The 12,748-nt window shown below is 72.6% G+C and carries 13 protein-coding genes; 5 read left to right on the forward strand and 8 right to left on the reverse strand.

Annotated features, from left to right (window positions below; genetic code table 11):
• Window positions 1–182 precede the first annotated feature (182 nt).
• From ACIQPQ_RS29225 to ACIQPQ_RS29245, 5 genes are all read right to left on the reverse strand, one after another.
• Window positions 183–1,160 (reverse strand): SCO1860 family LAETG-anchored protein, encoded by a 978-nt coding sequence (locus ACIQPQ_RS29225; protein ID WP_401309497.1) that lies wholly within the window; start codon window positions 1,158–1,160, stop codon window positions 183–185.
• A 154-nt stretch (window positions 1,161–1,314) separates the two neighbouring features.
• Entirely contained in the window at window positions 1,315–2,415 is a 1,101-nt protein-coding gene (locus ACIQPQ_RS29230; protein WP_401309500.1) for an amidohydrolase family protein, read from the reverse strand.
• 275 nt (window positions 2,416–2,690) lie between these two features.
• A complete protein-coding gene (locus ACIQPQ_RS29235) occupies window positions 2,691–3,509 on the reverse strand; it encodes an amino acid ABC transporter ATP-binding protein (RefSeq protein ID WP_401309503.1) in 819 nt (272 codons plus the stop codon).
• Window positions 3,506–4,342, reverse strand: a complete 837-nt coding sequence (locus ACIQPQ_RS29240) for an amino acid ABC transporter permease (RefSeq protein WP_401309505.1) — start codon at window positions 4,340–4,342, stop codon at window positions 3,506–3,508. The genes ACIQPQ_RS29235 and ACIQPQ_RS29240 overlap by 4 nt, the downstream gene beginning before the upstream one ends.
• Window positions 4,339–5,193: an ABC transporter substrate-binding protein gene (locus ACIQPQ_RS29245; protein ID WP_401309508.1), complete on the reverse strand. Its 855-nt coding sequence runs from the start codon at window positions 5,191–5,193 to the stop codon at window positions 4,339–4,341. The genes ACIQPQ_RS29240 and ACIQPQ_RS29245 overlap by 4 nt, the downstream gene beginning before the upstream one ends.
• A 224-nt stretch (window positions 5,194–5,417) precedes the next feature.
• Here ACIQPQ_RS29245 and ACIQPQ_RS29250 point away from each other — a divergent pair, with 224 nt between their 5' ends.
• From ACIQPQ_RS29250 to thpD, 5 genes are all read left to right on the forward strand, one after another.
• A complete protein-coding gene (locus ACIQPQ_RS29250) occupies window positions 5,418–6,518 on the forward strand; it encodes a pyridoxal-phosphate-dependent aminotransferase family protein (RefSeq protein WP_401310003.1) in 1,101 nt (366 codons plus the stop codon).
• Window positions 6,519–6,785: 267 nt separating this feature from the next.
• The gene (ectA, locus tag ACIQPQ_RS29255) at window positions 6,786–7,301 is read left to right on the forward strand and encodes a diaminobutyrate acetyltransferase (protein WP_401309511.1); all 516 of its coding nucleotides are present in this window, start codon (window positions 6,786–6,788) and stop codon (window positions 7,299–7,301) included.
• A 111-nt stretch (window positions 7,302–7,412) separates the two neighbouring features.
• The gene (gene ectB / locus ACIQPQ_RS29260; protein WP_401309514.1) at window positions 7,413–8,693 is read left to right on the forward strand and encodes a diaminobutyrate--2-oxoglutarate transaminase; all 1,281 of its coding nucleotides are present in this window, start codon (window positions 7,413–7,415) and stop codon (window positions 8,691–8,693) included.
• Window positions 8,694–8,762: 69 nt separating this feature from the next.
• Complete coding sequence (locus tag ACIQPQ_RS29265; protein ID WP_401309517.1) at window positions 8,763–9,167, forward strand: ectoine synthase; 405 nt, start codon at window positions 8,763–8,765, stop codon at window positions 9,165–9,167.
• Window positions 9,168–9,174: 7 nt separating this feature from the next.
• Window positions 9,175–10,095, forward strand: a complete 921-nt coding sequence (gene thpD / locus ACIQPQ_RS29270; protein ID WP_401309520.1) for an ectoine hydroxylase — start codon at window positions 9,175–9,177, stop codon at window positions 10,093–10,095.
• 67 nt (window positions 10,096–10,162) lie between these two features.
• Here thpD and ACIQPQ_RS29275 read toward each other — a convergent pair whose 3' ends face one another.
• The 3 genes from ACIQPQ_RS29275 to ACIQPQ_RS29285 form a co-directional block, all read right to left on the reverse strand.
• Window positions 10,163–11,251: an aminotransferase class V-fold PLP-dependent enzyme gene (locus tag ACIQPQ_RS29275; RefSeq protein ID WP_401309523.1), complete on the reverse strand. Its 1,089-nt coding sequence runs from the start codon at window positions 11,249–11,251 to the stop codon at window positions 10,163–10,165.
• Between the two features lie 89 nt (window positions 11,252–11,340).
• Window positions 11,341–12,099: a DsbA family oxidoreductase gene (locus ACIQPQ_RS29280; protein ID WP_401309526.1), complete on the reverse strand. Its 759-nt coding sequence runs from the start codon at window positions 12,097–12,099 to the stop codon at window positions 11,341–11,343.
• Window positions 12,100–12,217: 118 nt separating this feature from the next.
• Window positions 12,218–12,724: a GNAT family N-acetyltransferase gene (locus tag ACIQPQ_RS29285; protein WP_401309529.1), complete on the reverse strand. Its 507-nt coding sequence runs from the start codon at window positions 12,722–12,724 to the stop codon at window positions 12,218–12,220.
• Between the last annotated feature and the right edge of the window lie 24 nt (window positions 12,725–12,748).

A 12,748-nucleotide genomic window follows, 5' to 3' on the forward strand; every position in this document is an offset into this window, starting at 1 on the left:
ACCGGTCGGCCGACGGCTGACCGCGACCGACGGACGGCACCGGGGACCGCCCGGCGGTCGCCGGACACGGACGCGGGCCGGGCGCGGGGAGTGTGAACGGCTCCCCGCCCCCGGCCCGCAGGCATCTCCGCCGTCAGGGGCAACGGCGGCGACCACCCGGGGTGTTCAGGCGTACGGGTCGGTCAGGACCCGTGGCTGCGGCGGCGGGCCAGCACCAGCGCGCCACCGCCGACCACGACCAGGGCGAGCGCCCCGCCCGCGACGTACGGGGTGGCCGAACTGCCGCCGGTCTCCGCGAGGTTGGCCTCGGCGGGGGCGCCCTGCGGCTTGGTGTCGGCCGGTCCGGCGGGGCCGGGCGCCGAGGCCTGCCCGGTCTCCTCGGCGCCGGGCTCCTGCGACTCCTCGGGCTCCTGCTCCGGCTCGGGCTCCTCGGCGCGGTCGGCTCCGGGGGTCTCGCAGGTGGCCTTCGCCAGGGTGACGGTGCCGGTGACCTCGGCGACGTTCAGCTTCAACGGGTTGACGGACACGGTGAGTTGCAGGGCCGTGGCCGCCGCTGTACGGGAGGTGGTGGTGCGCTGGGACAGGTCGAGACGGACCTCGCCGACGCCGGGGACCTTCACCTCGGTGGTGCCGCCCGCGGAGACGGTGACCCGCTTGCCGAGGACGGTGACGGTGCCGATCGGGGTGGTCGTGGCGACCGGCTTCCTCCCCGTCTCGCAGACGGCCTTGGAGGAGACGGCGTCCAGTTCGACGAGGGAGAGCAGCGGCAGTCCGGGCACGTGCAGCCTGGCGTGCGCGATCCGGGTGGACGCCTCCGCCTTCCCCTTCCCGACGGTCGCCCTGGCCTCCGCGACGTCGGCGCGCAGCACGTTGACCGGGCGGCCCTTCTCGACGCCGTCGAGGGTGACGGTGAGCGCGGTCTTCTCCGCGCTCGCGGGTGCCTCGACCTCGTTCAGGGTGACCGCGAGCGGGACGTCGACGGTCTTGTTGAGCAGCGCCACGTCGAGACCGGTGCGCAGTACGACGGCGCTCGCGCGGCCTTCGTCGGTGGCGTGCGCGGTGTGCGCCCCCGCCAGCACCGCGGGACCTGCGGCGAGGGCGGTGGCGGCCAGCACGGTGGCACAACGGCGTGCGGGCATACGGAAGTTGTTGCCGTTCAAGTGGTGGGACCCCCAGAGAGAATGCTTGGGACCTCGAAAGGATGTCGCACCACCGGCCGTTCGACAGCGATCCCCCCGGAGTTCACACCATCGTGGCGCACCCGCACAGATGCCCGACGTCCAGCCGCCGAACAGGCGGGCGCGGCAATGGGGTTCAGCCGGTGACCCGGCCGTTGAGGATCACCCGCTCGGGGGCCGCCAGGACGCGGACGTCGGCGCGCGGGTCCTCCGCGTAGACCACCAGGTCGGCGGGGGCGCCCTCGTCGAGGCCGGGGCGGCCGAGCCATTCGCGGGCGGACCAGGTGGTGGCGGCCAGGGCGCGCAGCGGGGGGATGCCCGCGGTGACGAGTTCCTCGACCTCGGCGGCGACCAGGCCGTGTGGGAGGGAGCCGCCCGCGTCGGTGCCGACGTAGACCGGGATGCCCGCGTCGTAGGCGTTGCGGACGGTCTCGTGGCGGCGGGCGTGCAGGCGGCGCATGTGGGCGGACCAGACGGGGAACTTGGACTCGCCCGCGGCGGCGAGTCCGGGGAAGGTGGCGATGTTGACCAGGGTCGGCACGATGGCGACGCCGCGGGAGACGAACAGCGGGATGAGGTCGTCGGTGAGGCCGGTGGCGTGTTCGACGCAGTCGATGCCCGCCTCGACCAGGTCCCGGAGGGAGTTCTCGGCGAAGCAGTGCGCGGTGACGCGGGCGCCGAGCCGGTGGGCCTCCAGGATGGCCGCCTCGACGGCGTCGCGCGGCCAGCAGGGGGCGAGGTCGCCCTCCCCGCGGTCGATCCAGTCACCGACCAGCTTCACCCAGCCGTCACCGCGCCGCGCCTCGCGGGCGACGCAGGCGACGAGGTCCTCGGGCTCGATCTCGTGGGCGTAGCCGCGCAGGTAGCGGCGGGTGCGGGCGATGTGCCGCCCGGCCCGGACGATCTTGGGGAGGTCGTCGCGGTCGTCGACCCAGCGGGTGTCCGAGGGCGATCCGGCGTCCCGGATGAGGAGGGTCCCGGCGTCGCGGTCGGTGAGCGCCTGCTTCTCGGCGACGTCCTGCGGGACCGGCCCGTCGTGGCCGAGGCCCACGTGGCAGTGCGCGTCGACGAGGCCGGGCAGCGCCCAGCCGTCCACGGTGCGCACGTCGCGGGCCCCGGCGGGCCGCTCGTAGGTGACCCGCCCGCCGACGACCCAGAGTTCGTCCCGCACCTGGTCCTCGTCCGGCCCGGCGAGAATCCGCCCCCGTACGTGCAGCACCGCGTCGTGATCGCTCATGCACGGCACCTTAACCAGGCACGGGCTCCGAACGTCAGGGCCCACCACCGGGCACCCACCGCGGGTGCGGGGGCGGGGGCGGCCGACCCAGGGGCGGCCGAACCGACGGCGGCCCGTCCGGGGACGGCCAGACCGAGGCCGGGCCGATCCGACCAGTGCCCGGTCGCCGTCACCGCCCGGCCGAGGTCACCCCCGGTTGCGGCCGACCGCCGCTCGGTCTCCGCCGCTCGGCCTCCGCCGGGCGACCCCGACCGGCGCCACCCCCGGCGGGACCGTCATGCCTTACCGGGACCCCCCGCCGTGTCCTCCTCCACCTCGGCCATCGCCGGGTCGAGGAGGCGGGAGAGGAAGTGGCGGGTGCGGTCGTGGCGGGGGGAGCCGATGACCTGTTCGGGGGTGCCGTCCTCGACGACGACGCCGCCGTCCATGAAGACGACGCGGTCGGCGACCTCGCGGGCGAAGCTCATCTCGTGGGTGACGACCATCATGGTCATGCCCTCGCGGGCGAGCATCCGCATGACCGCGAGGACGTCCCCGACCAGCTCCGGGTCGAGCGCGGAGGTCGGCTCGTCGAAGAGCATCACCTCGGGGCCCATGGCCAGCGCGCGGGCGATGGCGACGCGCTGCTGCTGGCCGCCGGAGAGGGAGGCCGGGTAGGCGGACGCCTTCTCGGAGAGGCCGACGCGGGCCAGGTTCTCGGCGGCGTTCTTCGCGGCCTCCGCCTTGGAGCGCCGCAGCACCCGCCGCTGGGGCAGGGTGAGGTTCTCGGTGACGGTGAGGTGCGGGAAGAGGTTGAACTGCTGGAAGACCATGCCGATCCGGCGCCGGGCGGCGTCGATGTCGACGTCGGGGTCGGTGAGTTCGGTCCCGCCGACGTGCACCTCCCCGGCGCTGGGCTCCTCCAGGAGGTTCACGCAGCGCAGCAGCGTCGACTTGCCGGAGCCGGACGGCCCGATGACGCACACCACTTCGCCGGGCGCGATCTCCAGGTCGATGCCGCGCAGCACCTCGTTGTCGCCGAAGGACTTGCGCAGGCCCCGTACCCGGATCTCCGGGGTGACGGCGGCGTCGCGGGGTGTTTCCGCCCGGCTCATTTCACGGCCTCCTGGGCCTTGGCCTCCATGCGGCGCACGACGAAGCCGAGCGGGATCGTCACCAGCAGGTAGCACAGGCCGGCGACGAGGATCGGCGTGGAGTTGGCGGTCGTACTGGCCAGGTCGCGGCCGTACTTGGACAGTTCGCGTTCCTCCAGCGTGACGCCGAGGAAGAGCACCAGCGAGGAGTCCTTGAAGAGCAGGACGAGTTCGTTGGTGAGCGGCGGCAGGATGATCCGGAACGCCTGCGGGATGATGATGGAGACCATGGCGCGGGCCGGGGAGAACCCGAGGGAACGCGCCGCCTCCATCTGCCCCTTGGGCACCGCCTGGATGCCGGCCCGGATGGTCTCGGCCATGTAGGCGGCGGCGACCAGGCCGAGCGCGAGGGCGACCTTGCCGTAGGTGCCGCCGACGATCTCGGTGCCGGGGAAGGCGAGCGGGATGGCCACGCCGATGAAGATGAAGATCAGCAGGGCGGGCAGGCCGCGGAAGATCTCGATGTAGATCCCGGCGAGCCAGCGGTAGGGGCCGACGGACGACAGCCGCATCAGCGCGATGACCATGCCGAGCGCGAGCCCGACGGCGAAGCCGGTCACCGTGTAGAGCACGGTGTTCTTCAGCGCCAGGGTGATGACGTCCGGGAACATCTGCTGGGCGATGTCGGCCTGGGCGAACTGGTTCTTGAGGCGCGCCCAGTCCGCCGAGACCGCGAACGCGATCACGGCGGCGACGAAGACGACGTACTGGACGCCGCGTGAGACGCGGCGCTTCTGCCGCCGGGTGAGTCCCTTCCGGCGGGGCACGGGACCGGTCTTCGCCGTGTCGCTCATGAGGCCGACGGGGAGGCGGCGGCCGCGTCGTACGGGCCGATCCACTGCTCGTAGATCTTCTTGTAGGTGCCGTCCGCCTTGGCGCCCTCGATGGCCTTGTCGATGGCCTTGACCAGCGCGGTGTTGCCCTTCTTCACGGTGAAGCCGTACTGCTCGCCGGTGTCGAGGTTGTCGACGACCTGGAAGGAGGCGGCGGTGGTCTTGTCCTTGAGCCAGCCCTGGACGACCGGGTAGTCGATGACGACGGCCTTGACCTGGCCGGTGCGCAGGCCGTTGAGGACGGCGTCGGAGGACTCGAAGGAGACCGGGTCGAAGCCCTGCTTCTTGACGTAGTCCTCGCCGGTGGTCTGCGCCTGCGCGCCGAGCTTGACCTTCTTCGCCTTGATGTCGGCGAGGGAGGTGACCCCGGCCTTCTTGTCGACGAGGACGGCCTGGGTGGCGTCGAAGTACGGCACCGAGAAGTCGACGTTCTTCTTGCGCTCGTCGGTGATGGTCATGCCGGCGGCGGCGAGGTCGCACTCGCCGGAGTTCAGGAAGGCGCCGGTCTTGAAGTTCTCGAACGGCGTGTCGAGGATGCTCTGCTTCACGCCGAGGTCCTGGGCGACCAGGTCGATCAGCGCGACGTCGAAGCCCTGCACCTTGCCGTCGATCTCCGACTGGAACGGCGGGTAGGGCAGGTGGGTGCAGGTGGTGAGCTGCCCGGCCTTGGCCAGTTCGACGCCGCCCGCGGCGGTCTTGGAGGCGCCGCTGCCGCCGTCGTCGGTGGAGGTGCAGGCCGCCACGAGCATCAGCCCGGCGGTGACGGTGGTGGCGGCGAGGACACGGGACCGACGCCCGGAGAGCGGGTTCACGGCGGGCCTTCCTGTGGGGGACGGGGGTGGACGGGGGCCATGCCCCGAGGGCATGGGGAAAGTACGAGTTCCGATTATAAGGAAAAGTTTGAGACCCCCAAACCATTCCCATGGTCCCGCGCCGGTCCGGCCTGCGAAGTCACCCGCCCGCCGCCGGTCCGGGCCCCGCGCGCCCCGCCCGTTACCCTCGTCACGTCTACCCCGTGAGCGAAGAGAGCACCCCCGTGACCCACCCCTTCCTGGACCTCGCCCCGCTGAGCGCCGCCCGCTTCGCCTCCGTCGAGGACCGGGTGGCCCGGCTGCTGGACACCCGGCAGGACGTGGTGATCACGCAGGGCGAGGCGCTGCTGCCGCTGGAGGGCGCGATCCGCGGCACCGCCGGTCCCGGCACGACCGCGCTGAACGTGATCACCGGCCCGTACGGGCAGACCTTCGGCGACTGGCTGCGCGACTGCGGCGCCACGGTGATCGACCTGGCGGTGCCCTTCCACACGGCGGTGACCGCGGCGCAGATCCGGGAGGCGTTCGCCGCGCACCCGGAGATCGGTTTCGTGTCGCTGGTGCACGCGGAGGCGGCCACCGGCAACACCAACCCGGTCGCGGAGATCGGCGAGGTCGTCAAGGAGCACGGCGCGCTGTTCTACCTGGATGCGGTGGCGTCGGTGGGCGCGGAGCCGGTGCTGCCGGACGCGTGGGGCGTGGACCTGTGCGTGATCGGGGCGCAGAAGGCGATGGGCGGTCCGGCGGGGGTGTCGGCGGTGTCGGTGAGCGAGCGGGCGTGGGCGGTCATGGCGGCCAATCCGGGTGCGCCGCGCCGTTCGTACCTGTCGCTGCTCGACTGGAAGCAGCGCTGGATCGACGGCGGCCGGACGGTGCTGCCGCACGCGCCCGCGCAGTTGGAGATGCTCGGCCTGGAGGCGTGCGTGGCGCGGATCGAGGCGGAGGGCCTGGACACGGTCATGGCGCGGCACGCCTCCGCGGCGGCGGCTACCCGCGCGGGGGCCCTGGCGCTCGGCGGCGGGCTGACGCCGTACGTGCGGGAGGCGCGGGACGCGGCGCCGGTGGCGACGACGCTGCGCACCCCGCCGGGTGTCCCGGCCTCGGAGCTGGTGGCGCGGGCGCTGGCGGCCGATCCGGCGCTGCCGCTGGCGGCGGGCGGGGGCGCGCTCGCCGGGGAGATGATCCGGGTCAACCACTACGGCGCCGAGGCCACGCCGGGCGCGGTGCGCGGGGCCCTGGTCGCGCTGGGCGCGGCGCTGGCGGAGCGGGGGGCGGACGTGGACGTCCTGGGGGCGCTGCGGGCGGCGGAGAATTCCTGGAAGTAAGGCCTTTTCCGGCCGCTTTTCCTCACCGGAATTCCGGTGAATTAGCGGAAGGGGATTCCCGTAGTACTCCTGCCCGGATATCCAGGGCTCAAACTCGGCGATTTTTCGGGCAGGTTACGTCCGGGTGACGCATCGCACAGGATCTTGGATTTGCCCGCTTTTGCGCCCCCCATAAGGGGACATAAAGCCCTCCCGTCTCAGCGGCATCACGGAATCACCGCTCCTCGTTCATGCATTTTTGAATATCGCTAGGTAAGTTCCTTCCGCATGACTGCCCCACAAGCAGACCTGCGGATCGACCGCCCGTCCGTGGCCGACGGCGCCGCTCTCTGGCGCCTCGCCAAGGAATCCGGGAACCTCGACCTGAACTCCTCCTACAGCTATCTGCTGTGGTGCCGTGACTTCGCCGGCACCACGGCGGTGGCCCGTGCCGAGGACGGCCGTCCCGTCGGGTTCGTCACCGGGTTCCTGCGGCCCGAGGCGCCGGAGACCCTGCTGGTGTGGCAGGTGGCGGTGGACGCCGCGCACCGGGGGCGGGGCCTGGCCGCCGCCCTGCTGGACGCGCTGACCGCGCGGCTCGCCGCCGAGCGTCCGCTGACCGCCGTCGAGACCACGATCACGCCGGGCAACACCGCCTCCGAGCGGCTGTTCGCCTCGTTCGCCGCCCGGCACGGGGCGGGTGTGACCCGCGAGGTCCTGTTCGGCGCGGAGCTGTTCCCCGACGGCCCGCACGACCCGGAAGTCCTGTACCGGATCGGTCCGTTGGCCGCGCCCGTCGCCTGACACCGACGCCCCGCACACGCCACACCCCCGCCCCGCCACGCCTCTGCCACCCACCTCTGCCCCGCCACGCCCCCGCACCCGTTCCCCCACCGCACCGAGGAGAGCTTCGCCGTGACCATCACCCAGCCCGACCTGAGCGTGTTCGAGACCCTGGAGTCCGAGGTCCGCAGCTACTGCCGCGGCTGGCCCGTCGTCTTCGACACCGCGCGCGGCAGCCGGATGCACGACGAGGACGGCCACGCCTACCTCGACTTCTTCGCCGGTGCCGGGTCGCTCAACTACGGCCACAACAACCCCGTCCTGAAACGGGCGTTGATCGACTACCTGTCCCGTGACGGCGTCACCCACGGCCTGGACATGTCGACCGTCGCCAAGCGGACCTTCCTCCAGACCTTCCAGGACCTGGTGCTGCGCCCGCGTGACCTGCCGTACAAGGTGATGTTCCCGGGCCCGACCGGCACCAACGCCGTGGAGTCCGCGCTGAAGCTGGCGCGGAAGGTGAAGGGGCGCGAGGCGATCGTGTCGTTCACCAACGCCTTCCACGGGATGTCGCTCGGCTCGCTGGCCGTCACCGGCAACGCCTTCAAGCGGGCGGGCGCGGGCGTCCCGCTGGTGCACGGCACACCGATGCCGTTCGACAACTACTTCGACGGACAGGTCCCGGACTTCCTGTGGTTCGAGCGGCTGCTGGAGGACCAGGGCTCCGGTCTCAACAAGCCCGCCGCGGTGATCGTGGAGACCGTGCAGGGCGAGGGCGGCATCAACGTGGCCCGCCCGGAGTGGCTGCGCGCGCTGGCCGGGCTGTGCGAGCGGCAGGACATGCTGCTGATCGTCGACGACATCCAGATGGGCTGCGGCCGGACCGGCGCCTTCTTCTCGTTCGAGGAGGCCGGGGTCACCCCGGACATCGTCACCGTCTCCAAGTCCATCAGCGGCTACGGCCTGCCGATGTCGCTGTGCCTGTTCAAGCCCGAGCTGGACGTCTGGGAGCCGGGCGAGCACAACGGCACCTTCCGCGGCAACAACCCGGCGTTCGTGACCGCCACGGCCGCGCTGGAGACGTACTGGGCCGACGGCTCCGCGATGGAGAAGCAGACCCGCACCCGCGGCGAGCAGGTCGAGACGGAGCTGATCTCGATCACCGAGGAGAACCTCGCCGACGTCAAGGAGTACCGGGGCCGCGGTCTGGTCTGGGGCCTGGAGTTCCACGACAAGGGCCGCGCCGAGCGGGTCGCCCGCCGCGCCTTCGAACTCGGTCTGCTCATCGAGACGTCCGGCCCGGAGAGCGAGGTCGTCAAGCTGCTCCCGGCGCTGACCATCACCCCGGAGGAGCTGGACGAGGGCCTCGCCGTCCTGGCCCGCGCGGTCCGCGAGACCGCCCCCGGCACCTGACGAGCCGTCATATTACGCCCGGCACAACCGACTTGACCCCGTCACCGACCAGGAAGGCATGACACCACCGTGATCGTCCGTTCGTTCAAGGACATCGAAGGCACCGACCGGCATGTGAAGGCCGCCTCCGGCACCTGGGAGAGCAAGCGCATCGTGCTCGCCCGGGAACGGGTCGGCTTCTCGCTGCACGAGACGATCCTCTACGCGGGCACGGAGACGTCGATGTGGTACGCCCACCACGTCGAGGCCGTGGTCTGCGTCGAGGGCGAGGCCGAGCTGACCGACCACGAGACCGGGCTGACGCACACCATCACGCCCGGCACCCTGTACCTCCTCGACCGGCACGAGCGGCACACGCTCCGCGTCAAGGAGGACTTCCGCTGCCTCTGCGTGTTCAACCCGCCCGTCACCGGACGGGAGGACCACGACGAGAACGGCGTCTACCCGCTGCTGACCGAACCCGAGGAGGTCTGAACCCCGTATGACCACGACCCACCCCACCCTGTCCGACCCGTCCGCCACCGTCCCCGACCTCTACCCGAGCCGCGCGGCCACCGAGCGGACCGTGCCGCGCCAGGACCCGGTCGTCTGGGGCGCCCCGGACGCGCCCGGCCCGTTCGAGCCGCTCGACCTCCAGTCGTTCCAGCGGGACGGCTTCGTCGGCGTCGACCGGCTGCTGGAGGACGACGAGGTCGCCGTCTACCGCGACGAGCTGGACCGGCTGGTGGCCGATCCGGCGATCCGCGCCGACGAACGCTCCGTCGTGGAACCGCAGTCGCAGGAGATCCGGTCGGTGTTCGAGGTGCACCGGATCAGCGAGGTCTTCGCCCGGCTGGTGCGCGACGAGCGGGTCGTGGGCCGCGCCCGGCAGATCCTCGGCTCGGACGTCTACGTCCACCAGTCGCGCATCAACGTCAAGCCCGGTTTCGGCGCCTCCGGTTTCTACTGGCACTCCGACTTCGAGACCTGGCACGCCGAGGACGGGCTGCCCCGGATGCGGACGGTGTCGGTCTCGATCGCGCTGACCGAGAACCACGACACCAACGGCGGCCTGATGATCATGCCGGGTTCGCACCGGACGTTCCTCGGCTGCGCGGGCGCCACCCCGAAGGACAACTACAAGCAGTCGCTCCAGATGCAGGACGCGGGCACGCCCTCGAACGAGGCGCTCACCGCGCTGGCGTCCGAGCACGGCATCAAGCTGTTCACCGGCCGGGCCGGTTCGGCGACCTGGTTCGACTGCAACTGCATGCACGGGTCCGGCGACAACATCACGCCGTTCCCCCGCAGCAACGTCTTCATCGTCTTCAACAGCGTGGAGAACGCGGCCGTCGAGCCGTTCGCTGCGCCTGTGCGGCGGCCCGAGTTCATCGGCGCGCGGGACTTCACCCCGGTCCGCTGAGCACGGACCCCCGACGAGCCGCAGCCCCGGCCCCGGCCTTGGCCCTGGCCCCCGAGCCGGCCGCCGTTCAGCCGGAGAGCGCGTCCAGCAGGCGGTCCACGTCGACGGCCGTGTTGTAGAGGTGGAAGGCGGCGCGGAGATTGCCCGCGCGGTCGGACACCTCGATGCCCGCGCGGCTCAACTCCGGCTGCCGAGCGCCGAGTCCGGGCACGGACACGATCGCCGAACCGGGGGCGGGCACGGGCTGGTGGCCGAGGGCCGCCAGCCCGTCCCGGAACCGGTCGGCGAGCGCCGTGTCGTGCGCGTGCACGGCGTCCACGCCGAGTTCTTCGAGGAGTTCGAGGGACGGGCGCAGTCCGGCGTAGGTGAACAGGGCGTGGGTGAGGTCGAACCGCCGCGCGGAGTGGGCGAGTTCGGTGACCGGGCCGTAGCAGCTGTCCCAGGGGCGCTCGGCGGCGACCCAGCCCGCCAGGACCGGGGTGAGGCCGCCGAAGTCCTCGGGGACGGTGAAGAAGGCGGCGCCGTGCGGGCCGAGCAGCCACTTGAAGGAGACCGCGGCCGTGAAGTCGTGGGCGTCCGCGTCCATCGGGAGCCAGCCCGCGGCCTGGGAGTAGTCGACGTAGGTCCGGGCGCCGTGCGCGGTGGCCGCCTCGCGCAGGGCGGGCAGGTCGGCGACGCGGCCGTCGGCGGACTGCGCGGCGCTGACCGCGACCAGCGCGGTGTCCGGGCGGACGGCGTCGGCGATCCGCTCCAGCGGGACCGCGCGGACCTTGAGGTCGCCGCGGAGGTGGAAGGCGTTGAGGACCGAGGTGAAGTCGTCCTGGGCGGTGAGCACTTCGGCGCCCGCGGGCAGCGAGGCGGCGATCACCGCGGTGTGCGCGGCGACCGACGCGCCGAGCGCCACCCGCGCGGCGGGCACCCCGGCCAGCCGGGCGTAGGCGGCCCGGCAGGCCTCGACGTCCTCGAAGAGCGGGGTCTGCGGACGGCCCTCCGCCCGCAGCAGCGCCGCCTCGTGCAGGGCGGTGACGGTGCGGGCGGGGAGCAGGCCGTTGCTCGCGGTGTTGAGGAACGTGCGCGCGGGCCCGCCGGACCCGGCGGGCGCGGCGGGCGCGGCGGGCGAGAACTCGGTGCGGACGAGGGTCTCGAAGGTGTCCATGGCTCTACTGTGCGGCCCGGCGCACCTCACGTCCATTGCTGATTTCTAAGCCGTTTCCCCAAGAAACGCTTATAGGTCGGGGGTGCGGGTCAGTGCCGGGCGGCGCCGTCGGGCCGCGCCGCGCCGTCCTGCGGGACCGCGCAGCCGTCGGGGCCGCACGCCTCGGCGTCGCCCGCGCCCGCCGGGTCGACGAGCTTGAGCGGGGAGCGCGCGTCCCACGCCTGGGTGAGGGCCTGGGTGAAGACCTCGGCGGGCTGGGCGCCGGAGACGCCGTAGGCGCGGTCGAGGACGAAGAAGGGCACGCCGTTGGCACCGAGCTGGGCGGCCTCGCGTTCGTCGGCGCGGACCTCGTCGGCGTAGCGGGCCGGGTCGGCGAGGACGGCGCGGACGGTGTCGGCGTCGAGGCCGGCCTCCACGGCGAGGGCCACCAGGCGCTCGTCGCCCTCGCTGAACAGGGAGCGCTCCTCGGCGAAGTTGGCCCGGTAGAAGAGCTGGATCAGCTCGTCCTGGCGGCCGTGCTCCTTCGCGAGGTGCAGCAGGCGGTGCAGGTCGAAGGTGTTGCCGTGGTCGCGGTCGCGGCTGCGGTAGTCAAGGCCCTCGGCGGCGGCCTGGGCGCCGAGGTTGTCCTCCCCGGCCTGGGCCTGCGCCTCGCTCATCCCGTACTTCTTGGTCAGCATGGCCAGCACCGGCTGGACGTCGCCCTTGGCCCGCCCGGGGTCCAGTTCGAAGGACCGGTGCACGACCTCGACCTGGTCCCGGTGCGGGAAGGCCGCGAGCGCCTTCTCGAAGCGGGCCTTGCCCACGTAGCACCAGGGGCAGGCGATGTCGCTCCAGATCTCGACGCGCATGACTCGGCTCTCTCCCGTTCGTCCGGACCGGGTGGAGACCGCCTCCACCCACGTGGAGACCACCTCCACCCAGTCGGTGAACGTTCAAGCGGTACGGCTCATTCCCCCGCCCGCGCCGCTAGGCCGTGTCCGCCCCGGTGCCGTCGGTCCGCAGGTCGAGGCGGAGACACAGGTGGTGGTCGCCCTCGGCGGGCGGGTGGGCCGGGTCCGGGGTCCAGCCCTGGCGGGCGTAGAAGGCACGGGCGCGCGCGTTGCCGGTGTGGACGTCGAGGACGGCGGCGCCGCGGGCGTCGGCGTGCCACTGCTCCACGCAGGCCGCGTGCAGGGCGGTGCCCGCGCCGGTCCGCCAGTGGTCGGGGTCGATGTGGAACTGGAAGAGCTTGACCAGGTCGGCGGGCCCCTCCTCCGGGGTGCGGAAGGAGGCGACGCCGACGATCCGGCCCGCCTCGACGAGGCACAGCACCTGCCCCTCCGGGCGGGCGATCGCCGTACGCCAGGCGGCGACCCAGTCGGTGCCGTCCTGCGGGACGCCGTCGGGGTAGTACGTCGCCCGGGCGCGGGCGTGCAGCGCGATGATCGCGCCCGTCTCGGCGCGCACGGCGGTCCGGATCACTCGGCCTGGCATCACTCGCTCCCTGCTCACGCCACG

Origin of the sequence: Streptomyces sp. NPDC091281 (assembly GCF_044757425.1) — a bacterium.
In the GTDB taxonomy this organism is placed as follows: domain Bacteria; phylum Actinomycetota; class Actinomycetes; order Streptomycetales; family Streptomycetaceae; genus Streptomyces.

Coding starts and splice junctions, on each gene's coding strand:
- ACIQPQ_RS29230 (WP_401309500.1), bottom strand. CDS start 2,415: ATGAGCGATCACGACGCGGTGCTGCACGTACGGGGGCGGATTCTCGCC.
- ACIQPQ_RS29235 (WP_401309503.1), bottom strand. CDS start 3,509: ATGAGCCGGGCGGAAACACCCCGCGACGCCGCCGTCACCCCGGAGATC.
- ACIQPQ_RS29240 (WP_401309505.1), bottom strand. CDS start 4,342: ATGAGCGACACGGCGAAGACCGGTCCCGTGCCCCGCCGGAAGGGACTC.
- ectA (WP_401309511.1), top strand. CDS start 6,786: ATGACTGCCCCACAAGCAGACCTGCGGATCGACCGCCCGTCCGTGGCC.
- thpD (WP_401309520.1), top strand. CDS start 9,175: ATGACCACGACCCACCCCACCCTGTCCGACCCGTCCGCCACCGTCCCC.
- ACIQPQ_RS29275 (WP_401309523.1), bottom strand. CDS start 11,251: ATGGACACCTTCGAGACCCTCGTCCGCACCGAGTTCTCGCCCGCCGCG.
- ACIQPQ_RS29280 (WP_401309526.1), bottom strand. CDS start 12,099: ATGCGCGTCGAGATCTGGAGCGACATCGCCTGCCCCTGGTGCTACGTG.
- ACIQPQ_RS29285 (WP_401309529.1), bottom strand. CDS start 12,724: ATGCCAGGCCGAGTGATCCGGACCGCCGTGCGCGCCGAGACGGGCGCG.